Source organism: uncultured Selenomonas sp. (assembly GCF_963528755.1).
Classification (GTDB): domain Bacteria; phylum Bacillota; class Negativicutes; order Selenomonadales; family Selenomonadaceae; genus Selenomonas.
This window is the reverse complement of record NZ_CAURXA010000004.1, coordinates 242,024-265,854: the sequence shown is the minus strand read 5'-3', so window position 1 is coordinate 265,854 and position 23,831 is coordinate 242,024. Positions and strand designations below refer to the sequence as shown.

Here is a 23,831-nt window from a genome sequence, read left to right as displayed (position 1 = left end):
CCGGCCTGTGGCGCCTACCAAAGGCGCTCCCCCCCCCACGGTGGGGGGGGGGGGTACAATGAGCCTATAATAATTTATGAACATAATATATATCTTTCTTATATTTTCTGCTTTTTTGATATCTTCCCCGAAAAATCTTTTCTTTATAATTCTACAAAACGATTAGGTATTTCTATCTATTTTCCCTTAAGCAAAAAAGAGGAGGAGGCTCTCAAAGCTGCAGCCTCCGCCTCTTTTCCCTCATTCTTGCTTTGTCTATATTCCTGCGTATATAGACAAAACTCTTCTTTAAAAATATATTCTAAAGAAACGTTATAGACGGAATGCCTGCACGCTGTTCTGCAGCTCTATGGCAAGGCTCGCGAGCGTCTGGCTGGCAGCGGCAATCTCCTCCGTCGAGGCCGCCTGTTCCTGCGAGGCAGCGGACACGTCAGCCGCCTTCTTGTGAATCTTGTGCGAGACATCGTTGATGCGCTGCGCCGATGCCGTCGTTGCATCGCAGTCCGCCTGAACCTTGCGGCTGATATCGACGATGCGCACGATAGCTGCCTCCAGATCGCCAACAAGATCCATGATGCGATGGAACTTTTCCCCCGCCGCCTTGACCTGCCCGACGTTCTCGCGTACCTCTTCCTGCTGCGCCTTCGTCAGCGCGAAGACCTGCTCGATCTCTTCGGCATTCTGCGTGATGACGCCGCTGATCTCCTGCGCCGCCGCCGCCGACTCCTCGGCGAGCTTTCGAACCTCTTGAGCGACGATGGCAAAACCCTTGCCCTGCTCGCCGGCGCGCGCCGCCTCGATGGCGGCATTGAGGGCGAGAAGTTTCGTCTGCCCCGCGATATTCGTGATGAGTTCGTTAATCTCCGCGATATTCTTTGAGCCAGCATAGAGCTTCTCGACGGCCGCGCCCGTCTTCACCGAACCGTCCGCGAGTCCCTCGACACCCGCGATGGCCTGATCGAGCATCGCGTCGCCTTCCTTCGTCGCCTCTCCCGTAGACGTGACCGCCTGACCGGCTTCCGCAATCGCCTGCGAGATCGTCTTCATCTGCTCGTCGACGTCCACGAGCATCTCCGCCGTCTCCTCAACGATTCGACTCTGTGCAGCGCTTTGCTCGGCGATGTCCGTGACAGCCTCAGCAGAGACTTGCGAGACCTGCGCCGTCTGTCCGGCGTTCAGCGAAAGCTCCTCGCTCGCCTGCGACACCTGACCCGCCGCTTTGCGCGTCGAACTGACCGTGCGTTTCAGTCCTTCGAGCATCGTGCGGCAGCTCGTCTGCAGGGCGCCGATCTCATCGCGGCGCACGTCAGAGGAAAGCTGCATCGTCAGGTCGCCTGCTGCAACCTTTTCCATCAGAGAGGACAAGAGCCCGAGCGGCGTGATCGCCGAAGTCAGCAGGACGTAGGTGACGCCCAAGATGAGCGCGAGCGCAACGACGCAGATAACGAGCAGCGCCATCTCCATCTGTGTGACGGCAGCGTTCGCCTCGGAGCGCGGCAGAGCCACGAGAGTCGTCCAGCCCGTCTCGCCGATCGGCACACCCGCGTAGAACTTCGTATCGCCCTGGTACTCTGCCTCAAGCTGTGTAGGAGTCCCTGATGTAAGCTTCTCCGCAATCTCCTTGTAAGCGCCACCGTCGATCTCCTTGAACTTATCCGCGAGCGTGTACGTCGAATGATGAATGTATTCCGTATCAGGACCAAGGATGACCAATGCGCCTGTCTTGCCGACCTTCACATCTTTGACCACCTCACGCACGGCATCAAGCTCAATATTGACGGAGAGCACGCCGATGAGTGCGCCATTTCGCACGATGGCGCGGCTGAGTGTCACGACGGTTTTGCCGTCGGAAGCCGCTGTCGTCGGCTTCGACATCACCGCCTTGTCCGGGTTCGCCGCCGAAGCCTTGTACCACTGGCGCGTGCGCGGATCATAGTCCGCCGGGAAATGCTTACTCGTCTCATAGCTGCCGTCTGGCCTGCCGATATAGGCGGAAGCGACGCCCGGCAACTTCGCAATGTGGACGAGCGTAGCCTTCAGCGCCTCGCCCTCGGGCATCGACTCGCCCCAAGCGGCAGCCGTCGTATTGACCACGGCGGTATCTGCGGCGATGATCTTGTCAATCTCGTTTGCATAGTGCTCGCCAAGTTCGTACATGCTCTTCTGCTTGGACGTCGTCAGCGCCGAACTCGCCATCATGTTGATGGAGACACCCATGATGATGAAAATCACGACGAGCGGGACACCGATTCCCAAAAGCATCTTGGGTTTTAATTTCATACAATTCATCCCTGTCCTTTCTTACCCATTCCCTGGATATCCCTCAATCAAGCCCTAACTTCCTAGAAATATCCCCCTAAGTCGTTCTTTAGTCCTCAATATTCGCAAAATCGGCTCTTTTTCCTGCCTCGTTTTCCTGAGAATTTTCTTAATAAACGTGAAATAGAAAATTCATCCCATCCTCTCTGCTACTTTTGTCGAATGAAAATCACTCATTTAGGAGAGCTTATCCCATTTTCCTCCAATTACCATCCAGTATCTTCCATTTTATCTTTTTATCTCCCTATTTCTCCTTTTTTCCCTTTCATCACGCATAGCGATGCAGGCGATGTTCAAGAAGCCCTCCCTCACCATCGTAGACGAGCTTCAATGTGAAAAATGGCGCATCTTGCGCCAGGAGGCGCAGAAAGATGCGGTCGCCCTCCCAAAGCTCCAGACTCTCTATGCGCCCCTTCTCCACCCAGGCAAGCTCCCCCTCGTCGCAAGAGATCGGCTCTCCCGTGAAGCGATCCGCCGTGAAAAGATGCATGTACTCCGTCACCCCGTCGCCCGAAACGAACGTGACGAGTGCGCGGAACTGCCAGCAAAGGAGCCGATATCCCGTCTCCTCCTCCACCTCGCGCAGCAGGCATTCCTCGGGCGACTCGTCCGCCTCGAAGTGACCACCGACGCCGATCCACTTGCCGTGATTGACATCGTTCTCCTTGATTGTGCGATGCAGCATCAGATACTTGCCCTCACGCTCGATATAGCAAAGCGTGCTCATTCTTTCCATCTTCCAGCTCCTTCCTTTTCCTTCTAAAAAAGAACAAGGGGCAAGATACGCTTCACCGCTCTCGTCCCTTGCCTTATTCCCTTTTGTCTTGCGCCCGCATGCCGCAGACTCCATCTTAGAGGCGGAACTTCTGCACGCCTTGCTGCAGCTGCTCCGCCAGATGCGCGAGCGTCTGGCTGGCGGCGGCGATCTCCTCGGTCGAGGCTGCCTGCTCCTCCGATACGGCGGAGACGTCGGTCGCCTTCTGCTGCACCGTATGCGAGACCTCATTGATCTCCTGCACGGCGGCCGCCGTCTCGGCGCAGCTCTTCTGCACCTTCTCGCTGATCTTGACGACGGATTCGATCTCGCCCTCAAGCTCCTCGACGAGCCCCATGATGCGGCGGAACTTCTCGCCTGCCTCTTTGACCTCTCGCACATTCTCGCGCACATCGTCCTGCTGGCTCTTCGTCAGCGAGAATACATGCTCGATCTCTTCCGAGTTCTTGCCGATGACTGTGCCGATCTCCTGCGCCGCCTGCTCGCTCTGCTCGGCGAGCTTTCGCACCTCGTCGGCGACGACGGCGAAGCCCTTGCCCTGCTCGCCTGCGCGCGCCGCCTCGATCGCCGCGTTGAGCGCGAGGAGTTTCGTCTGCCCTGCGATGCTCGTGATCAGCTCGTTGATCTCCGCGATGTTCTTCGAGCCCTCGTAGAGCTTTTCGACCGCCGCGCTCGTCTTCGTCGAGCCATCGGCCAGCCCTTCGACGCCGCGGATCGCACCCCTGAGCTTTTCCGCGCCTTCCTCGGTTGCCTCGCCCGTCGAGGCAACCGCCTGTTGCGCCTTGCCGACCGCCGAGCGAATCGTCTTCATCTCATCGTTGACGCCCATGACCTTTCCTGTTGCATCCTCAACGATCGTACTCTGACGCGCACTTTCCTCGGCGATGACGACGACGGCTTCCGCCGCCGACTGCGCCGCGTCCGCCGACTGCGAGGAGCTTGCCGTCAATTCCTCGCTCGACTCCGACACATGGTCGGCGGCTTCCTTCGTCGTCTTGACCATCGTCTGCAGGCTCGTCATCATGTCGCGGCAGCTGTTCTGCAGGGCGCCGATCTCATCGGAGCGACTGCTCGCAGGAAGATGCGTCGTGAGGTCGCCGCCCGCGATCTTCTCCATCAGCGAGCACAGGACGCCGATCGGCGTCGTCACTGCATGGAGCAATACATAGGTGATGCCGAGAAGCAGCACGAGAGCCGCGAGACAGATCGCGACGACGAGCATGCTCATGTGCGTGACGGCGGCATTCGCCTCGTCGCGCGGCAGGGCGATGAGCACCGTCCAACCCGTCTCCCCGACGGGAACGCCCGCATAGAATTTCTTGCTGCCCTGATAGTCAGCTTCGATCTGCTCAGGCTTTCCCGTCGTAAGCTTCGCCGCCAGATCCTTGTAAGCGCCGCCGTCAATCTCGTTGAATCGGTCGTCCACCGTATACTTCGTGTGGTAGATGTACTCCGTCTCCGGCCCTAGGATGACGAGCGCTCCCGTCTCGCCGACCTTGACGTCCCGCACGATGTCCCCGACGGATTCGAGCGAAATATCGATGGCGGCGACGCCTTTGATCTCCCCGTTCTTCTCAATGGCACGGCTGATCGTCAAGACAGGCTTGCCCGTGGATGCCGCCTTGTACGGCTTGGATATGATCGTCTTGTCGGGAGCAGCGGCCGCCTCCTTGTACCACGGGCGCTCCCTCGGGTCGTATCCCGCGCGGAACGACGCGCTCGTCGCCGCGCTGCCGTCCGCCCTGCCGATATAGGCGGAGACGACGCCCGGGCGTTCCGCCATGTGCAGCAGCGCCTCGTGCAGCGCCTCGCCCTCGGGCATCGCCTCCTCCCAATTCACCGTCGCCGTTTCGACAGCGACGCGGTTCATCTCCACGATCTTGTCGATGGCGTTGGCATAATGCTCGCCCATCTCATACATGCTTCTCTGCTTCGACTCCGACAGCGCCGAGCTCGCCATCGAGCTGATGACGAATCCCACGATGAGGAATGCCGCAACGAGCGGAATCCCGATACCCAAGAGCATCTTCGGTTTCAGTTTCATAAGAACCTCCTCTTTTTCTCCCAACTTTTCTTTTATTATAGAACAAAAATCCCTCTTTGCGGGAAGAAAGTTTTTTCTGCGAATTCGGGCAAAACGAGGAAACTCCCTGACAGTTGATTCCAATATACATGAATTGCGATGAATCTGCATAGAAGGAAACGACTTTCTGCTGTAAAAGAAAAAAATAAGAGCAATCAAAACCTCGCAGACGAATTTCATGAGCAATTTCTAACAATATTTAAAGGACGTTTGCCCCATGTCGCTTGCGTGCAAAATATGCACGCAGCACCCGCCTATCGGGCATCGTGCGCCGCCCCTCCTGCAAAAAAGGCTGCGCACGAGTCGAATCGACTCATGCACAGCCTTCCACTTTTCTGTTACGACGACTTCACTTCCTGCCGACAAGCAGCTTGGAGGCGCTGCAGCACATGAAGCGCGCCTCTCCTTGACTCATGAACATGCCCTTGGCCGTGTCGAGAAGTTTGACCTCCTCGTAGCCCTCATCTCGCAGCTTGGCGGCGAACGCTTCCATATCACCGTACTTGCCGTGCTCCATGATGTCATGAATCGCGAAGACGCCGCCCTTCTTCAGGACGCGAAGCGTCTCTTCGAGCATCGTCTGTCCCGAGATCTTCGGGATGTTGTGATAAACGTAGTTGCTCGTCACCGCATCGAAACTCTCGTCGGGAAAATCGAGCTTGAGGGCGTCACCCGGACGGAACTCCGTATTCGTCACGCCCTCAGCCGCCGCATTCTCCTCGCAGATCCGCTGGCTGAACGAGGCGTAGACACCGCGCCAGAGATCGACGCCGATCGCCTGGCACGCGGGATTTCCCTTCGCGCAGGCGATCGTCAGAGCGCCGCTGCCGCAGCCGACGTCGAGGATGCGCCCGCCTGCGGGAAGCTTGACAAATGCCGCCGTTCCCTCAACGATCTGCCGCGCCAACTGCCGCTTGCCGTCGTAAGAAAACATGCGGTAGAGCGCGCAGAACCAAAATGTGAGGAGCGTCGAAGCGATTGCTGCAAGCGCGAGAAAGCCGTCTAGGGCAAGCCACGCGTCCGCACGCGGCAAAAGAGCGAGCACGAGCACGAAGAACGCCCAGAAGAGGACAGCTGCCAGGAGCGCCGCCGCAATCATGCGGCGCGGCAACCAGTTCTTGTAGTTCGGCTTTCTGCCCGTGCCGTCCTCGGGCGATTTCTCCGCGCCCGCTTCCGGTACGGCCGGACTCCTGCCGACATCCGTCACTTAGACCATCTCCTCGGGATGGAAGACCTCGTCGAACTTCTCAGGCGCGAGGAAGCCGAGCGCGACGCACGCCTCCTTGAGCGAGATGTTCTCCTCGTACGCCTTGTGCGCCGTCTTCGCCGCCTTCTCGTAGCCGATGACAGGATTCAGAGCCGTCACGAGCATCAGCGAGCGGTGCAGATTCTCGTGCATCTTCTCCTTGTTCGCCTTGATGCCCGATACGCAGCGCTCATCGAAGGAACGCAGGGAATCCGCCAGGAGGCGCACCGACTGCAGGAAGTTGTAGATCGTCACGGGCATGTAGACGTTCAGCTCGAAATTGCCCTGCGAAGCCGCGATGGCGACAGCCGCATCGTTCGCCATGACCTGCACCGCCACCATCGTCGCCGATTCGCACTGCGTCGGATTGACCTTGCCCGGCATGATGGAGCTTCCTGGCTCGTTCGACGGGATCGTGATCTCGCCAAGGCCGCAGCGCGGGCCGCTCGCGAGCCAGCGCACATCGTTGGCGATCTTCATGAGGTTCGTCGCCAGCCCCTTCAAGGCGCCGTGCGCGAAGACCATCTCATCCTTCGCCGAGAGCGCGTGGAACTTGTTCGGCGCTGTACGGAAATCGAGTCCTGTGATGTCGCTAACGACGCGTGCGACCTCCTCGGCAAAGCCCTCGGGCGCATTGAGTCCCGTGCCGACCGCCGTGCCGCCCAAGGCCAGCTCCTTCAAGAACGGCAGCGTCGCCTCGATCTGTGCACGCGACTCCTTGAGCATGGCGCGCCAGCCGCTGATCTCCTGCGTGAAGGAAATGGGCACGGCATCCTGCAAATGCGTCCTGCCCGTCTTGACGATTCCTTCATTCTCCTTCATCAAACGCTCGAAGGTCGAGGCGAGCTTGTCGATCGACGGCAGGAGCTTGTCCTCGATGGCGACGACAGCGGCGATGTGCATCGCCGTCGGGAACGTGTCGTTCGAGCTTTGCGACATATTGCAATGGTCGTTCGGATGCAGCAGCTTCTCGCCCGCAATCTCGTTGCCGCGATTCGCCAGCACCTCGTTGACGTTCATGTTCGACTGCGTGCCGCTGCCCGTCTGCCATACGGCGAGCGGGAAATGCCCGTCCAGATCGCCCGCGAGAATTTCGTCCGCCGCCTTCGCGATGGCGTCGCGGCGCTTTTCGTCGAGCCTGCCGAGCGTCGCGTTGGCAAACGCCGCCGACTTCTTCAAGATGGCAAAGGCGCGGATGATCTCCTTCGGCATCTTTTCCGTGCCGATGGGGAAATTCTCGAAGCTCCTCTGCGTCTGTGCCCCCCAATAGCGATCCTTCGGTACGCGAACCTCTCCGAGAGAATCATGCTCGATCTTGTACTCCATAAACGTCTCCTCCTTCATCTGCAAGCTACACGCACAAACGTCCACTTTGTGGACATTGTGCGCCGCCCTTAATGAAAGTTACCCAATCAGTCTGCGCCCTTCGGGCTTGACTTCTTGGACTTTCATAGTAAAAATTCTGTCCGCAAGTGGAAAGAAAAGCGCCGGAATTTTTCCGACGCTTTTAGTGTAACATATATGAAAATATTTTTCAATAATGTTTTATGAGGAATGAATATCATACTTCTGCATCGCCACTTCCGCACGGTTCTCCAATCCGAGTTTATGCTTCCGTACAAGCATGAGTATTCACCCTTGACATAGATGAACAAGTATCATAATATGTTTGTAGATATTGAGATTCTATATCAATTATTTATAAGGAGGCCTTTCATGAAAACAAAGCTCAGCGGTGTAGCGGAAACCTTGCTCATCCCCCTGTGGGCGCGAGCAGAAGAAACGAAGCGCTCAGACGCCTTGATCCGAGACGATTTCGCCGTGCGGCTCGTCGAGCAGATCGACTACGACTTCGCCAAATTCGCCCGCGCCAAGCACTCGCAAACGGGGGTCGCCGTGCGCAGTTACATCCTCGACCATGAAACAAAGGCATTCATCGAAAAGCAGTCCGATGCAGTATGCATCAATCTCGCCTGCGGTCTCGACACCCGCTTCTACCGCATCGACAACGGGCAGATCGATTGGTACAACCTCGACCTGCCTGACGTCATGGAACTGCGCCAGAAATTACTGGCAGAAGAAGACGGACGCATTCACAATCTCGCCGCCTCCGTCTTCGATTCCGGCTGGATCGAAAAAATCGAGCACGAAGGCCGTCCCGTCCTCATTCTTCTGGAAGGCGCTGCCATGTACTTCAGCGAAGAAGAGATGCGCAGTCTCTTCGCCATGCTCGCCGAGGCCTTTGCCGATGCGTCCATGTTCATCGAAATCATGCCGCCTTTCCTCATCGGTCAGCAAAAGCACCACGATTCCGTAGATACGCAGAAAGCTCCCTTTCAATGGGGTGCAAAAAGCGGTAAGGAGATAGAACGACTCCATCCCGCCATCGCCTTCCTCAAGGAGCGAACCCTCTACGAAGGATTCCGCTGCCGCTGGGGCTTGTTCGGACTCCTCTCCGTGATTCCTTGGTGGAACAAGAACTGCAACGACAAGATTGCCTGCCTTCATTTCGCAGCCCGCTGAGTCGCTGCGAGATGTCTTGAAAAGGTCTGCGGTAACGCTTCGTATATTTTTACGACTCCTCCAAGCATACGATAAACAATTCGCACGAACAAGAAAAGCGCCGAGAATCTCTCGACGCTTTTCTTATATTCATCTATTTACTTTTCCTGCCCCGTGCTGCAGCTGCCGCCGCAGCCTCCGCAGCCGCCGCTGCAGCTGCCGCTGCAGCAGTCTTCCTTGCCTTCTTTCACATTGTGATAGACGTGACGCAGAGCGAAGAAGAGCAGGACGGCGACAATCGCGCCGACAATGATGCTTGCCATGGCAAAGATCTCCTTTCAGGAGTAGCGAAGCACGGACGGCTTCCCTAGCCGTTCATGCCGAAGGCGCAGGCTCCCCAGTAGACAAGAAGTGAGACGACCCAGGCGACACCGAAGGTATAGAGGGCGGCGAAGAACATCCATCTCCACTTGCCCGTCTCCTTCTTGATCGTGCCGAGCGAAGTCATGCACGGCGTGTAGAGCTGCGAGAAGACCATGAAGGCGAGCGCCGAGGCTGCCGTGAATGCCGTACCCATCGAGCCGGCGAACTGTGTCGCCGTCTCTGCGGCGTCTTCTGCCTCGGTCGAGACATCGCCGACGCCATAGAGGATACCGAGCGTCGAGACGACGGATTCCTTCGCCATGATGCCCGTGACGACGGCTGCGCCCGACTCCCAAGTCTCGAAGCCATGCAGTGCGAAGAGATGGCTCATGCCGCCGCCGATCGAAGCGAGGAAGGATTCGCTCATCTCATCCGTAGCGCCGTCCGCATTGTAATTCGACAAGAACCAGATGCCGACGCTCATTGCGAAGATGATCGTACCGGCTTTAATCAGATAGCCCTTGCCCTTGTCCCAAGTCTCCAGGAGCACCGTCTTCATGTCCGGCATGCGGTACGGCGGCAGTTCGAGGAGGAACGTCGAGCCTTGGCTCCTGAACGCCGTGACGCCCAGAACCTTCGCCATGATGATGGCGACGACGATGCCGATGATGTACATCGAGAATACGAGATTCGCGGCATGTTCAGGGAAGAACATCGCAGCGAAGAGCGCCATGATCGGCAGCTTCGCCGAGCATGTCAAAAAAGGCGTGATGAGAATCGACGTGAGCCTGTCCTTTTCCGAGTCGAGCGCACGCGCACCCATGATGGCGGGCACGCCGCAGCCAAAGCCGACGATCAGCGGCATGATGCCCTTGCCCGTGAGGCCGACGCGGCGCATGATCGGATCCATGATGAAGGCGACGCGCGCCATATATCCCGTACCGTCGAGGAAGGACAGCATGAAGAACAGTGTGAAAATGAGCGGCACGAAGTTGATGACGTTGCCGACACCCGCGACGATACCGTCTGCAATCAAGGATTTCAGCCACTCGGCGACACCCGCAGATTCCATCGCGTCATTGATCCAGTCGGTGAACGGTCCGCCGATCCAGTCGCCGACGGCATCTGCGAGCGGCTGACCAATCCACGTGAAGGCGATACAGAACACCAAGTAGAGAATGCCGAGGAGAATAGGCAGCGCCAAGACGCCGTTCGCGAGCACGCGGTCGATCTTCTCCGAAGTCGACAGCCCGACGTTTTCGACGACAACCGCCTTCTTCATGATCTTGTCGATGAGATCATAGCGCAGCTCGATGAGCTTTTCGTCCAGCTCTTCGGCGGAAAGGCCGCTCTTCTTGAGTTCCGTCGCCTTCGCCTTGTGCTCTTCAACCATCGCACTCGGACGGTAGTTCGACATGACGGTCGTCGTGAAGATTTCGATGAGCTTCTGGATGCTCTTCTTGCTGCGGCCAACTGTCTGCACGACAGGCATGCCCAGAGCCTCTTCGAGCTTCTGGATATTGATGCGGATGCCCTTTCTTTCCGCCTCGTCCTGCATGTTGAGGTCGATGAGAAGAGGGATGCCCTCTTCGAGGAGCTGCACCGTGAGGAAGAGGTTGCGCTCGATATTCGACGAGTCAATGACATCGACCGCGAGGTCGGGCATCGTCGTCTTGAAGTAGTCGATGACGACCTGCTCTTCCGCCGAGCGCGCATTGATGCTGTAGGTGCCAGGCAGATCGACGACTGTGATCACGCGATCCTTGTAGTTGACGACGCCCATCTTCTTGTCAACAGTGACGCCCGGCCAGTTGCCGATCTTCTGGCGCATGCCCGTCAATTCGTTGAATATGGTCGATTTTCCCGTGTTCGGGTTGCCCGTCAGGGCGACGCTCATGGTGCTCATCAGGCTCCCGCTCCTTCCTTGATTTCCGTCACTTCAATCTTCTCCGCATCGGCGCGGCGAAGCGCGAGATTGTACGAGCGAAGCCCGATCGCCATCGGATCGCCCATCGGCGCCGACGGAAGCACCTTGATGCGCGTGCCCGGGATCAGCCCCATCGTCATCAGGCGCTGCTTGAGCTCCGAATCGCCCACCTTGTCGACACGAAGAGACATTCCTGTCTTTCCGTCTTTCAACGTCATGTTTCTTACCTCCATTAAATAAGACAACAAACTGCACGCGCAAACGTCCATATTGCGGACATTGCACGCCTCCTTTAGTGAAACCCAGCCAATCGGCCTACGCCTACGGCTCAATCGCTTGGGGTTTCATAAAAAATGAGAACGACAATGAAACTGAATCCAGTTCATCGGCAGAGATAATAATACTCTATCCAGCTCATGCTGTCAAGGAAATAAGGCGCGATTTGAACTTTTTCTATCAATTTATAAATATTCTCATTTAACCAAACAGCGGGCGGACGTTCCGCCGAAGAAATTGCACCCTTCCCGTAAAAAATACCGCAGAGGTGCAAATGCGCAGCCTCCCCCGAAGCTCCGCCTTGAGACCGACGACGCTCCTGCACACAAAAAGCGCAGGAGCGTCCCCTTCGCTCCTGCGCTTTCGTTAAAATATCACAGAAGACATCGCATCACCATGACGCGTTCCGCCCTCATGCTGAGTGCTCAGCGAGGACGTTCTGCAGCGCCGCCATGCTTGCCGAGTGGCAGAAAGCGATCTTTGCGTTGCACTTCTTCGCTTCTTCCTGCGCGTGCATGGCAAGCTGGTGCGATGCCGTGCTCGTGAAAAGAATGATGAGATCGGGCGAGCCGATCTTCCTCCTGAGGTCTCGACACATCTTCGGAAAAACCTTCGCCTTGAAACCGCAGCTCTTGCACGCCTCCCGATAACGGCACTCCATACACTCGTTTCCCCCGAGAATCACCACACTGCTCATAACCATTCTCCCTTTCTTTATCATAAATATGAATATCACTCATCTTTATGACACTATTATAGAGGAGCTGAGAATGATTGTCAAGTCCATAATGAAGGGGGATTCGTATAACTTTTGTCTTGGTCTTGCGGGGAACGTACGATAAGGAAGCGCCATCATCATGCGGCAGATATTCCAACGGACTGCAGAGAGAAGCGAGCGACGCGCACATGCACCGCAGCATCAAAAAAGGATACCGCACAAATTTCTGCGGTATCCCTTTCTTTTTACCATGAAGCCCCAAGAGGTCAAGCCGAAGGTGCAGACCGATTGGCTAGACTTCTGTAAGGGCGGCGCACAATGTCCACGAAGTGGACGTTTGTGCGTGTAGTTTACTTTCAGCCGACGCGCCTTGCGAGCTTCTTGCCTGTCGAGAGGATGCGCGCGCTGTTTAAGACGACGGCGAGCGTCGCCGTGTTGTGGATGACAGCCGCCCACAGCGGGCTGATCATGCCCAATGCGCCCATGAGCATGGCGCCCGAGTTGACGAGGATCGTCGCGCGGAAATTCTGATGGATCAATCCCATCGTGCGCTTGCCGAGACGCAGAGCGTCGACGAGGCCTTCAGGATCTTCCGAGCGGATCGTCACTGCCGAAGACTCGGCGGCAATGTCCGTCTGGCGACCGCCGAGCGTCACGCCGACGTCGGCAAAGGCAAGCGCCGGCGCGTCGTTGATGCCGTCGCCGACCATCATGACTCTGCCGCCGCGCTCCTTGAGCTTCATGACGTAGTTCGCCTTGTCTTCGGGCAAGACCTCGGCATGGTAGGAGTCGATGTCCATCTGACGCGCCACATGATCGGCGACCTTCTCCGAGTCGCCCGTGAGCATCACGATCTCGTCGACGCCGTAACGGCGCATCTGGTTCAGCGTCTTCTTCATCTTCGGGCGCACGGGATCGGTGATGCCGATGATGCCCATGAGCGAGCCGTTCCGCGCGATGTAGAGGAAGTTTTCCGTCGTGTCCTCGACGACGAGCTCGCCCGCGCCCTGCACGCCGCGCTCCTTCATGAACTTGTAGCTGCCGACGATCACGTCGCCGCCCTTGAAGCCGTCGAAATCAGGCACGACCGCCTGCATGCCGCGTGCGACGATCGTCTTCGACGAGCGGTGCTGCGGCACTTCCCAGTTGTTGTCCTTAACGTACTTCTGAATGGCGACGGCCAGAGGATGCACGGAGTGCATCTCCGCCGACGCTGCCAGAAGGATCATCTCCTTCTCCGTCACGCCCTCCGCCGTCTTGATGGAGGAGATCTGCGGGATGCCGACCGTGATCGTGCCCGTCTTATCGAGGACGACAGTATCGGTATTAGCGAGCGCTTCCATATAGTTGCCGCCCTTGACGAGGATGCCCTTCTTCGCCGCCGCCGCAATCGAAGCGGAAATCGCCGTCGCTGTCGAGAGCTTCAAGCCGCACGAGAAGTCGATGAACAGGAGGTTCAGCACCCTCTGCCAATCGCGCGTCGCGCCGTAGACGATCGCCGCGCCGAGGAACGAGATCGGCACGAGCATGTTCGCCATGTTGTCGGCGAAATTCTGCACGGGTGCACGTCTCGACTGCGCCTCTTCGACGAGATGGACGATATGTGCGAGCGACGTGTCCTTGCCCGTCTTCTCGACCTCAATGACGATCTCGCCGACCTCGATGACAGAGCCTGCGTAGACAGGCGACTTCTCGCGCTTCATCGCGGGATTCGACTCGCCCGTGATCGACGCCTGGTTCACGGACGCCTTGCCGCTGACGACGCGGCCGTCGACGCAGATCATCTCGCCCGAATGTGCCGCGATGCGGTCGCCGACCTGCACGGACTCGACCGCGACCTTGCGCTCGACGCCGCCGTCAACGAGCCAGACGAAGCGCTGGTTCATGTTCAGAAGGCCGGAAATCTGCTTCTTCGCGCGCTCCGCGGCGTAAGCCGTCAGCATCTCAGCGCCGTTCGACAGCGTCAGCAGCGTGAGGCTCGATTCGGGCTTGCCTGCGAGCACGGAGGCGATAACCGCCGTACTCGTCAGCGTGTCGGCGTTCGGGCGGCGCTCTTTCACCATGCCCACGACGCCGTTCTTGAGGAAGTTGCGCGCGATGGCCAAGACGAGGAGACTGCGAAACACCTTCATTCCCGCAAAAGCTTCAGGCGCGAGCTTTTCAAGCGCCTTCATGCCCGCGAAACTCGCGAGCGAGAAGATTGCTTCGCGCCGATAGCCCGCCATGTCAAGCTCGGGATCGCTCGGTGCGCACTCTTCTTCCATGCGCTTGACGAGCCGACGCACGAGTGCGAGGGGCAATTCTTCCTTGTACCAGACCGTCAGCGCCTTGTCGCCGACCGAAGCGGCGACGACGCCCTTTATGCTTCGAAGCTGTGCACCCAAGAGGGCGCGCTTATCCTGAGCAAGATCCGCCGATAGGCGGAGCGAGCATGTCCCATACGTCATATCATCTTCCATCCTTTCAAGATCGAGAATGCCCACCAAAGCATCTGAGGACCCGACGGCCGCTGTTCATAGAGCAGGATCTTGCGCAAGCCGCGCACGATGAAGCCGAGAGCGAATACCGACGGGAAATCGAGCCAGCCATGCGTCTTCTCGTGCAGCCATACGTTCGCCGCGCCTGCTGTGCGGCGGATGCTTGCACCGAGTTCAGCGAGCGGCTGCGTTAAGCCTGCCGCAGGAAGCAAATTGGAAAGTCCCTGCGGCAGTTTAAAACCCGCATGCTCCGCCGCACCAAAGACGCGTTTACCGAGATCCGACATCAGTCGGTCAACGGCTTCTTCATCGCCCGTATAGCAGACGAGAAGGCTGCCCGTGACACTCGACGCCTTGACGGAATCGATGAAAGCGATACGGCCGAGATTCTTCTCCAGAAGCTTGGCCAACTCCTCGTTCCCTTGCAGAGCCGCCGCATAGTAGCGCCTGCGCCCGGGCACGGCACTCTTCAGCGCGAAGGCGGGCATTGTCGGTGTAGATACAGCCAGAGAGCCGGACGCGCCCTGCGCCATGCCCTTGCCGCATCCTCTGCCCGCGCCTTGACCGAACAGGCTGTTCATGCCCGTCGGCATCATACCAAAGAGTCCGCTCATGCCGGAACTTCTGCCCATGCCGCCCCGACCCATGCTGGGCGCCATGCCAAAAAGACCGCTCATGCCCGTACTCCTGCCCATGCCGCCACCCAGACCTACAGAAGCGCCGCCCGAAAGCATGCTGCCGAGGCCTTGGACAATGGCCGTGCCGATCATCAAACCAGACATATAAGACATAAAGATTTAACTCCTCCCCTGTGTCATCTGCACATGATGCTTCACATACGTTTCAATCTGTGAAAGCTCTTCGTTCTCAGCAAAGAATTCCGGCTCATAGGTGATGAGCACGGAGCCGGTGAGGGTACTGCACTCTGCCTTGTCCACCTCGGGACAGTCAGCGAAATACGCTAGAATCTGCTCTCTAAGCTTCTCGTTTCCCACGAGCGAACAGCTATAGAGGCGCATTCTGCCCGGTGCGTAGGCGGCGGGGCGCATCGAGCCGATGAGTGCGCCGAGCTTCGTCGGTGGCAGGGGAAGCTTCTGAAGACCCGCCTCGACCCTCTTCATCACATCTTTCTTGAGACAGGCACCTAGCGGCGTCGCCGCAAGATCCTGCGCGAGCCTCCTGCGATACTGCCAAACGTGAACGAGCGAGAGTGCCGCCCATGCTGCGCCGCAGACGATATGCAGACGCTTCGCCGGAACAAAGAGCGTCACGACCGTGCCTGCGGCAGCCGCTGCCAGCGGCAAGCCCAAAGAAACCTTTGCCATAGCGTCCTCCTTCATGCAATTCGTTATCAACAGCAAAACAGGAAAGGGGCTGCGCACGCAATATGCCATGACGATACGAGCATTTGCCTGTCGCAGCCCCTCTTATGTTTCCCTTACTGGTTCGCGCCGGCTTCCTGCGCAGCGATGAGATCCTCAAGCTCTTCCTTCTGGCGCTGAAGCTCAGCAAGCGGCACCTGCGCCGCAGGAGCGCCCTGCTGAATCGCCATCATCTGCTGCTCGCGCTCCTGCATGAAGCGGTAGCCAAAAACGCCTGCGACAGCGCCGACAGCAAGACCAATCCAGAAATCGCTCTTAGAAAAAATCGTACCCATGATATTCATCCTCCTAAAATTCAAAAAGTGTCGACCCGAAAGACCGCTCCTTCGGCACTCTCTTCGCGTCAACGTCTTTTTCTATCATACTGATTATCCTACCATTTGTCAAGGGTATATCGGGCAGTATATATTATCAATTAATAGCCGAGAAAGCGCATCATTGCTAGCTTGTTGGCCTTTGGAGGGATCGTCGGCCGGCCGAGGTCGGCACGCGAGCCGACGGCGCAACGCACCTCCAAAAAGCACGGTCCTGCCTGCCCTTTCATCTCCTCCAAGGCGGCGGCAATCTCCTCGCCATCTTTCGCACGCCACGCGGCGGCATAGCCAAGCGCACGCGCGAGCGCCGGGAAATCAATAGAGGAAGCCGCCGTCGGCATGCCGCCGACGCTCTCGTGCGCCTCGTTGTTCAAGACGACGTGGCAGAAGTTCGATGGCTTTGCGGCAGCAATGACGGCGGCCGCGCCCATGTGCATGAGGAAGGCGCCATCGCCGTCTAGGCACCACGTGCGCCGCCCCTTCTTTTCGAGCGCGATGCCGAGCGCGATGGACGAGCTGTGCCCCATCGAGCCGATCGTCAAAAAATCGCGCTCATGCCCCTCGCCGCGCGCCTCGCGAAGCTCGAAAAGCTCGCGGCTCGCTTTGCCCGTCGTCGAGACGAAGACATCGCCCTCGTCTGCGGCATCGAGGATCGTGCGAATCGCCTCCTCACGGCGCAGCCTATAGCCGTTTTTGTAGGAAACCTTCGTGTCGTGCGTGAGCGCGCCCTTTCGAACGACGAAGGCCACCGAGCGCTCTTCCTCCAAGGACGAGCGGAAGCGTTCCATAGCGGCGCGCACGTCTTCCCCTCGCGTCTCCTTCGCGAGCACGAAATGCTCGACCTGCAAAAGTTTAAGCAGCGGAAGCGTCACCTCGCCCTGATAGGCGTGCTGCGGCTCGTCCTTCACGCCCGGCTCGCCGCGCCAGCCAATGACGAAGATCAGCGGGATCGCATATGCCTTCTCGTGCAGCAGCGACGCGAGCGCATTGACGATGTTGCCCTCACCGCTGTTCTGCAAATAGACGAGCGGCGAGCGACCTGTCGCGAGATAATACCCCGCCGCGATTCCCGCCGCCGTCCCCTCGTTCGCCGCGATGATGTGCGGCGCATGATTGCCGTATCGCTCCATCAAGGCGTCGCAAAGAGCGCGCAGCTGCGAGTCAGGCACTCCGACGAAAAAGTCTGCGCCCAAGATGTCCAAAAACTCCGTCGCCTGCATAATACCTCCCCCTTCTCCCGCAGATCATCTCTCTGACTCTTCCTTGCGATGGAAATATACATGATAGATGAACGGATTGTTCCAATAACCTTCGATCGTCGAATCTGCAAAGACAATGGACAGATCATGCTTTTGGGCAAATTCATCAAAGAACGACCTCTGGTAAAAGAACTTGTCAAGGTTCTTATACCGCTCGTCGTAGTCCGGATCGATCATACGGCGTGCACTCAGAAAATCCGCTCTCTTCTCCGCGTCATGCACGTCGAGAAGGACGATGCTGCCGCATGTCTTTTCGAGCATCTTTTCCAGCACGGTTTCCGCATAGGATTCATCGGGAAAATAAGAGAAGACACTATTCGCTAGCACACCGTCATATTTTTCTTTCGTAGGCAGATTTTTCGCTTCATCACAAAGGCTTTCCCGCAGGGTTCCTTCAGCAAATACGTCCCTCATGATAGAAATAAGCTTCTCCGAATAATCGAGACCACCGACAGCGAAACCATCGAGTCGAAAGAGCCAGAGGTTTGCTCCCGCACCGCAGCCGACTTCGAATATGCTGCCGCCTGCAGGCAGACGAAGCGCCGCCTTCGTTTCCTCGTACTGCTTTAGAAGTGATTCATACGGTATACCACCGCCCGTCACATCAAAGCCATTGATGCGCTTGAGTTCCAAGAGCATCGCCCGCTTGTCCGAGCGATCAATGCCTGCAAGCTGTGCACTTCTCTTATTCCAGATTTCCTGCCAGCGATTCATCTGTCTTCTGTCTCTCCTGTCCCATTCATTGCCGTTTCATCCCTTCGGCAAAATCATGCCCAATTCCACAAGAGCTTCTCTCAGCACGCGGAAAAACTTCTCAATATCCGCCTCGTCGACCGCGCCGAGCGCGCACAGGCGAAACGTCCCCTTCTCCTGCATCTTGCCTGGATAGATCGTGAAGCCATGCGCATAGCAGTAGTCGTGCACACGGTCAAAATCCCATTGCTCATCCGCAGGATAAAGCACGGAGACGACGAGTCCCGACTGAATCTCCGGGCGGATCGCCTCCTTCAGCCCCAGGGCTGCAAGCCCGCGATGAATCGCCTGCGCCACCCGCGCATGACGCGCCGCCTTCGCCGCCTCGCCCTCGGCGAAGTATTCGGCGAGCGCCTGCTTCGCAGCATAGATCGTCTGCACGGGCGGCGTGAACTGCATCTGTCCCGTCTTTTCAAAGTACGCGTACTGCTGGTAGAGGTTGCAGTAATACGAGCGCACGGGATAATCCTTCGACGCCTCGATGAGCGAGGTGCGGCCGATGACAAAGGAAAGCCCCGTCATCGCCTGTATACCCTTCTGCGCCGACGCCATGCAGAAGTCGATGTTCGCCTCCTCCATTGAAAAGGGCAGCATCGCATACGTCGAAGTCGTATCGACGACGAACGCCGCGCCGTGTGCATGCGCAAGCGCACCGATCTCGCGGACGGGATTCAGGACGCCCGTGCCCGTCTCGTGGTGCGTCGTATAGACGAGAGCGATGTCGGGATCGTCCGCGAGCGCACGCTCGATCGCTTTGAGGTCAGGCACGTCTTCGACGGAAAAGCGCAGGTCGATATGCGCCAGCCCGTAGGCGCGGCATATATCGACGGCACGCGCCGAATACGCGCCGTTGTTGACGATGAGCACCTTCTTTTGCGCAGGCAAGAGCGAATTCAGGCACACGTCCATGTTGAGCGTACCGGAGCCGCAGAAGAGCACGCACGAAAACGCCTTCGCATCGGCATGAACGATCTTCAAAAGCCCCTGCGCGACCTCGCGCATGATGGCGCCGAATTCTTCTTCGCGCGGGCAAATATCGGGCACGACCTGTGCCATTTTCACTGTATCTGTCGTCGTCGCCGGACCCGGATTCAAGAGGATCTTCCTCTCCATCAGCCACCGCCTCCATAAGAAATTATTAAGGAAAGTATAGCACAAGAACGTAAAAAGGGGAAGCGTTCATGTACACTCCCCCTGCACTTCACCCATATTACATCTTGCCCGCTTCCAGCCGCGCCTTTCGCTTCAGCCGCTTCTCCAGCATCACGCGCATGAAATCGTGCGCTCTTTGCAGATCCTCAGCATCGGGGTGGCTCGCAGCTCTCTGCCAGCGCGCCTGCGCCTTCTTTCCCGCGTGCGGGTCATCCTCTGCTGCAGCTTCCTTCTTGCGCTTTTCTACAATCTTCGGATTGATCTTGCCCTGGCAGGAGAATGTGCCCGCGATATAGCAGTCCGCGCCGAGCGCATATCCTGCACGCGCGAACGCTGTAACGGCATGCTCGCTGCCTGGATCTGTACCGTGCGTCTGGAAAAATACGACATCCTTGCCCTCGATCTTTGGCAGGAGCGCGAGCATCTTCGGATCGGGCGCACCGAGCCGCAGCCAGTAGCCGAGCGCCACGGCCTCGTAGCCCGAGAGGTCTTCCGGCACTTTCTCCACCGAGAAGAGGTCGGCGTCTGCTTCCTCTGCCATCGCTTCGGCGACAAGCTTCGTATTTCCCGTAAGCGACGAATAAATCACGCACCATTCTTTCATAAAAAACAGTCTCCTCCCATTTTATATGCCATCCTTACCATCTTAGCATATAAAACAAGAGAAGACTGTACCTTATGCTACGAAAGTTTGCGTCTTATCCGAGAAAGGAAACCATCCCGCAGGCTTCCATCGGGCAAAAGCATGCAAAGCTTGGCTTACCTGCCTCTTCTGGCAGCGAAGCAATCGCGGCAGTAGACCGGGCGGTCATCCTTCGGCTCGAACGGAACTTCCGTCTCCTTGCCGCAAGCGGCGCATGTCACCTGGAACATCGTGCGCTCACCGTTGTCGCCATCATGGCTGCGGCGTCTCTTTCCGCGGCAGTCGCGGCAGCGAACCGGATCATTTTCAAACCCTTTCTCCTTGTAGAACTCCTGCTCACCTGCGGTGAACGTGAACTCCTTGCCACAATCCTTGCAAACCAATGTCCTGTCCTGGAACTCCATGAAATATCTCCCTTGCTGATAATTATGTGAAAACGTCCTTCTCGGACGCTGCACGCACCGACGGCTTGGCATGTCCAAACCTGCGCTTGCCTACCTATTCTAGCAGATTCAAACAAAAAGCGCAACTGAAATTATTTTGCCATTTCTTGGAGAATGACCGAGCGAAACGCTAGGAATCATCGCTCTTGCGGTGTCTTTCGTCCATCGCACAGCGGGCATCGGAAACATGCTTCACTCCCCGCCCACATCGCGCAGCGAAAGCCCCGGCACGGCGTTCAGATGAGAGTCTGCGAAGCCGCCCGCCAGAGCCTGATAGTAGGCGCGGCAGCCGATCATCGCCGCATTGTCCGTGCAGAGCCGAAGCCCCGGATAATGGAACTCGACGCCACTCTCCGCCGCCGCCTGGCGAAGCCGCCCTTCGAGCGAGCTGTTCGCCGCGACGCCGCCCGCCAAAACCAGCGTCCTCAGCCCCGTCTCGCGCAGAGCCGCGAGCGACTTCTCGACGAGCGTCTCGACGACGGCGTTCTGAAACGACGCTGCGACGTCGGCGGCATGGACCTCGATCTTCTTGAGTTTCATCGAGTTCAGATAGTTTAAGACGGCAGATTTCAGGCCGCTGAAACTGAACTCGTAGTTGCCCTCTTCTTCCAAGGCGCGCGGAAAGTCGATGGCCGAGGCGTCGCCCTCTTTCGCGAGGCGATCGATCTCGGGGCCGCCCGGATAGGGCAGCCCGAGCACGCGAGCCACCTTGTCAAACGCCTCGCCCGCCGCATCGTCGCGCGTCTGCCCGAGCAAGGTGAAATGGTTGTAGTCCTTGACGTGGACGAGCGCCGTGTGCCCACCCGAAGCGACGAGCGCCACAAACGGCGGCTTTAGCTCCGGCGAGCTCAAGAAATTCGCAAAGATATGGCCTTCTAGATGATTGACGCCGATGAGCGGCACGCCGAGCGAGAAGGAAAGCCCCTTGGCGGCGGCGACACCGACGAGCAGTGCACCGACAAGCCCCGGCCCGTAGGTGACGGCAACTTGACCAATCTCCCCCTTGGCAACGCCCGCCTCCTTGAGCGCCTCGTCGATGACGGGCATGATGTTCACGATATGACAGCGCGACGCAATCTCGGGCACGACGCCGCCGTACTTTTGATGCACGGGGATCTGCGTCGCGATGATGTTCGACAAGATTTCGCGTCCGCCGCGCAGCACGGCAGCGGACGTCTCGTCGCAGCTCGTCTCGATGGCAAGCGTCAAGATGTCCTTATCCATGCGCCTCATCTCCTTTCCCCTGCGCTTCTCCGAGTGCGGCGAGCGTCGCTTCGATGTCCGTGTTCCAGAGAATTTCCGCATCCTCCGCGTTGTCCGTATAGTAGTGCGGCCGCCTGCCAACACTCCGAAAGCCAAACTTCTTGTAGAGCGCGAGCGCTGCCTCGTTCGACGGGCGCACTTCAAGCGTCATGCTGCGCACGCTGCACCCCACGGCGATCCGCATGAGTTCTGCGAGCAGCGCAGCGCCGACGCCGCGCCGGCGCATCTCTGGCGCGACGGCGACGTTCGTGATGTGGCCCTCCTCGCCGAGCAGCCAGACACCCACGTAACCGATGATTTCTTCGTCATCGAGCGCCAACAGGTAGTAGGCCGCTTCCTGCGCGGCCTCCTCCCAGAAAGACTCGCGCGACCACGGCATGGAAAAGCACGCCAGCTCCACCTTCTCGACGGCAGCGGCGTCCGTGGGCAGCATCTTGCGAAAGGTCAGCATGACGCCCCCTCCGTCTTTTCTTTGCCATGGCGCTTCTCCCAAAGCACCTCCGCCTCCGAGCGCCGAATGTAGAACGGCTCCAGCGTCATGGGATCATCGCACTCGCCCGCCGCAAGCCGCGCGATACCGAGCCATGCAACGTGCGAGGCGCGCGCCGTCAGAAGATGCGCGGGCGCGAGCGTGACATTGTCGGGCAAATTTCCGAGACGCGCCCGCTTCTTCACTGCGAGTTCGCCCGTCAGCAATACAGGCTTTCCCATGTCCGCCGCCTCGCTGATCGCCTCGGCAAGCGGCGCGACGCGCACGGGACGCACCTCGTGCAGACTCCCAGCACGCCACTCGTAGAGACCTGCATAGGCGTTTCCCTTCTGCGCGTCCATCAAGACGAGCGTATGAACGTCCGGCACGGGGAAGGCGAGCGCGAGCGCCGCCAAGGTCGAGACGCCGACGAGCGGGATGCCCAGACCGTAAGCGATCGCCTTCGCTGTCGCCAGGCCGATGCGAAGCCCCGTGAAAGAGCCGGGGCCGATGCTCACGGCGACGCCCGTGAGCGCCGAGCGCTCGACGCCCGCGAAGGAGAGCGCCCCCTCGATATGCGAAAGAAGCGTCTCCGAATGCGTGCGCCCCGCCTCAACCGTCACTTCCGCCTGCAGTTTCCCCTCGCTCGCCACGGCGACGCTCGACACCGAGCTTGCCGTATCAATCGCCAGAATCGACAACGTCCCTCATCTCCTCAAAAAATTCCTTGAGCTGCACTCCCACAAGCGAAAAACACAGCCGACGGCGATCCGCCGCCTCCTCTGAATCGACCTCCCCCGCCGAAGATGCCACGCGCTCGATCGTCACGCGCACATAGTCCGCGGGCATCTCCTCGCTGAACTTGTCGAACCACTCGACGACGACGACACCCTCGGAGTCGTCCGCATACTCGTAGAAGCCAATGTCATAAAGCTCCTCAGCACACTCCAGGCGATAGACGTCGAAATGCGTAAGGCGCATCTTCCCTTCATATACGTTCATCAAGTTGAACGTCGGACTCGTGACCTCGCCCGAAAATCCCATGCCGCGCGCCAATCCCTGCACGAAGAGCGTCTTTCCCGCGCCGAGATCGCCCGCGAGCGCGAAGACCGTTCCCGCCGGGCAAAGCGCCCCGATGCGCTCGGCGAGCGCTGCCGTCTCCTCGGGCGAAGCCGTTTCCACCGTAAACATTACTGCAACACCTTTCCATAGGAGAGCGCCGCGTCCCTCAGCTATCGCGCTGAGCTTTTTGCCGAAGCTCTCCGTCGTTTCTCTGCCTATCATACCACAAGCCTGCCGTTTTTTGAAACGCTTCGCGCAAGTATAGCGATACTTTTTATCAATAATAATTATCCACTAGTATTTATTTTGAAAAAGTATAAAAACGTGAGATATATGGAGATATTTCACGATATATGACTATATCTTTGTTATTTAGCATTTTTTCGATATTTTCTTCTTGGGACG

At 58.1% G+C, this 23,831-nt stretch carries 24 protein-coding genes; 2 read left to right on the top strand and 22 right to left on the bottom strand.

The features are described 5' to 3' along the window. The coding region (locus RWS31_RS06825; protein ID WP_314596961.1) for a hypothetical protein at positions 1-318 on the top strand (318 nt) is incomplete at its 5' end. Here RWS31_RS06825 and RWS31_RS06820 read toward each other — a convergent pair. From RWS31_RS06820 to fumC, 5 genes are all read right to left on the bottom strand, one after another. Further along, entirely contained in the window at positions 313-2,280 is a 1,968-nt protein-coding gene (locus RWS31_RS06820; protein WP_314596960.1) for a methyl-accepting chemotaxis protein, read from the bottom strand. The genes RWS31_RS06825 and RWS31_RS06820 overlap by 6 nt on opposite strands. Before the next feature lie 307 nt (positions 2,281-2,587). Continuing rightward, positions 2,588-3,055, bottom strand: a complete 468-nt coding sequence (locus RWS31_RS06815) for an 8-oxo-dGTP diphosphatase (RefSeq protein ID WP_314596959.1) — start codon at positions 3,053-3,055, stop codon at positions 2,588-2,590. Between the two features lie 115 nt (positions 3,056-3,170). Further along, positions 3,171-5,138 (bottom strand): methyl-accepting chemotaxis protein, encoded by a 1,968-nt coding sequence (locus RWS31_RS06810; RefSeq protein WP_314596958.1) that lies wholly within the window; start codon positions 5,136-5,138, stop codon positions 3,171-3,173. Between the two features lie 388 nt (positions 5,139-5,526). Next, positions 5,527-6,384, bottom strand: a complete 858-nt coding sequence (locus RWS31_RS06805; RefSeq protein ID WP_314596956.1) for a class I SAM-dependent methyltransferase — start codon at positions 6,382-6,384, stop codon at positions 5,527-5,529. Then, positions 6,385-7,749 carry a class II fumarate hydratase gene (gene fumC / locus RWS31_RS06800; protein WP_265071025.1) on the bottom strand — a complete coding sequence of 455 codons (1,365 nt, stop codon included), beginning with the start codon at positions 7,747-7,749 and terminating at the stop codon, positions 6,385-6,387. 390 nt (positions 7,750-8,139) lie between these two features. Between fumC and RWS31_RS06795 the strand changes: the two genes are divergently transcribed. Continuing rightward, complete coding sequence (locus RWS31_RS06795) at positions 8,140-8,946, top strand: class I SAM-dependent methyltransferase (RefSeq protein ID WP_314596953.1); 807 nt, start codon at positions 8,140-8,142, stop codon at positions 8,944-8,946. Between the two features lie 137 nt (positions 8,947-9,083). Here the strand turns inward: RWS31_RS06795 and RWS31_RS06790 are convergent, their stop codons facing one another. The 17 genes from RWS31_RS06790 to tsaE form a co-directional block, all read right to left on the bottom strand. Continuing rightward, on the bottom strand, positions 9,084-9,248 hold the full coding sequence (locus RWS31_RS06790; RefSeq protein ID WP_314596952.1) for a FeoB-associated Cys-rich membrane protein: 165 nt from the start codon (positions 9,246-9,248) through the stop codon (positions 9,084-9,086). A gap of 44 nt (positions 9,249-9,292) precedes the next feature. Next, complete coding sequence (feoB, locus tag RWS31_RS06785) at positions 9,293-11,194, bottom strand: ferrous iron transport protein B (protein ID WP_314596950.1); 1,902 nt, start codon at positions 11,192-11,194, stop codon at positions 9,293-9,295. Beyond that, positions 11,194-11,433 (bottom strand): FeoA family protein, encoded by a 240-nt coding sequence (locus tag RWS31_RS06780; RefSeq protein ID WP_009645483.1) that lies wholly within the window; start codon positions 11,431-11,433, stop codon positions 11,194-11,196. The genes feoB and RWS31_RS06780 overlap by 1 nt, the downstream gene beginning before the upstream one ends. Positions 11,434-11,903: 470 nt before the next feature. After that, entirely contained in the window at positions 11,904-12,188 is a 285-nt protein-coding gene (locus tag RWS31_RS06775) for a DUF2325 domain-containing protein (protein WP_037369648.1), read from the bottom strand. Positions 12,189-12,565: 377 nt separating this feature from the next. Continuing rightward, entirely contained in the window at positions 12,566-14,656 is a 2,091-nt protein-coding gene (locus tag RWS31_RS06770; protein WP_314596947.1) for a heavy metal translocating P-type ATPase, read from the bottom strand. Beyond that, a complete protein-coding gene (locus RWS31_RS06765) occupies positions 14,653-15,477 on the bottom strand; it encodes an HMA2 domain-containing protein (RefSeq protein ID WP_314596946.1) in 825 nt (274 codons plus the stop codon). Before RWS31_RS06765 ends, RWS31_RS06770 begins: the two co-directional genes overlap by 4 nt. Positions 15,478-15,483: 6 nt before the next feature. Continuing rightward, complete coding sequence (locus tag RWS31_RS06760) at positions 15,484-16,011, bottom strand: HMA2 domain-containing protein (protein ID WP_314596945.1); 528 nt, start codon at positions 16,009-16,011, stop codon at positions 15,484-15,486. 113 nt (positions 16,012-16,124) lie between these two features. Further along, entirely contained in the window at positions 16,125-16,334 is a 210-nt protein-coding gene (locus tag RWS31_RS06755) for a 50S ribosomal protein L9 (protein ID WP_037367891.1), read from the bottom strand. Between the two features lie 149 nt (positions 16,335-16,483). Beyond that, positions 16,484-17,602 carry a phosphonopyruvate decarboxylase gene (aepY, locus tag RWS31_RS06750; protein ID WP_314596944.1) on the bottom strand — a complete coding sequence of 373 codons (1,119 nt, stop codon included), beginning with the start codon at positions 17,600-17,602 and terminating at the stop codon, positions 16,484-16,486. A gap of 24 nt (positions 17,603-17,626) precedes the next feature. Further along, positions 17,627-18,355 carry a class I SAM-dependent methyltransferase gene (locus tag RWS31_RS06745; protein ID WP_314596942.1) on the bottom strand — a complete coding sequence of 243 codons (729 nt, stop codon included), beginning with the start codon at positions 18,353-18,355 and terminating at the stop codon, positions 17,627-17,629. Positions 18,356-18,391: 36 nt separating this feature from the next. Beyond that, a complete protein-coding gene (locus RWS31_RS06740; RefSeq protein WP_314596940.1) occupies positions 18,392-19,507 on the bottom strand; it encodes a 2-aminoethylphosphonate aminotransferase in 1,116 nt (371 codons plus the stop codon). 97 nt (positions 19,508-19,604) lie between these two features. After that, on the bottom strand, positions 19,605-20,150 hold the full coding sequence (locus RWS31_RS06735) for a flavodoxin family protein (protein ID WP_009645431.1): 546 nt from the start codon (positions 20,148-20,150) through the stop codon (positions 19,605-19,607). A 155-nt stretch (positions 20,151-20,305) separates the two neighbouring features. Then, complete coding sequence (locus RWS31_RS06730; RefSeq protein ID WP_009645441.1) at positions 20,306-20,593, bottom strand: zinc-ribbon domain containing protein; 288 nt, start codon at positions 20,591-20,593, stop codon at positions 20,306-20,308. A gap of 231 nt (positions 20,594-20,824) precedes the next feature. Further along, positions 20,825-21,856 carry a tRNA (adenosine(37)-N6)-threonylcarbamoyltransferase complex transferase subunit TsaD gene (gene tsaD, locus RWS31_RS06725; RefSeq protein ID WP_314596937.1) on the bottom strand — a complete coding sequence of 344 codons (1,032 nt, stop codon included), beginning with the start codon at positions 21,854-21,856 and terminating at the stop codon, positions 20,825-20,827. After that, positions 21,849-22,346, bottom strand: a complete 498-nt coding sequence (rimI, locus tag RWS31_RS06720) for a ribosomal protein S18-alanine N-acetyltransferase (RefSeq protein WP_314596935.1) — start codon at positions 22,344-22,346, stop codon at positions 21,849-21,851. Before rimI ends, tsaD begins: the two co-directional genes overlap by 8 nt. Continuing rightward, positions 22,340-23,065: a tRNA (adenosine(37)-N6)-threonylcarbamoyltransferase complex dimerization subunit type 1 TsaB gene (tsaB, locus tag RWS31_RS06715; protein WP_314596934.1), complete on the bottom strand. Its 726-nt coding sequence runs from the start codon at positions 23,063-23,065 to the stop codon at positions 22,340-22,342. The genes rimI and tsaB overlap by 7 nt, the downstream gene beginning before the upstream one ends. Then, a complete protein-coding gene (gene tsaE, locus RWS31_RS06710; protein ID WP_314596931.1) occupies positions 23,046-23,648 on the bottom strand; it encodes a tRNA (adenosine(37)-N6)-threonylcarbamoyltransferase complex ATPase subunit type 1 TsaE in 603 nt (200 codons plus the stop codon). Before tsaE ends, tsaB begins: the two co-directional genes overlap by 20 nt. Positions 23,649-23,831: the final 183 nt, after the last annotated feature.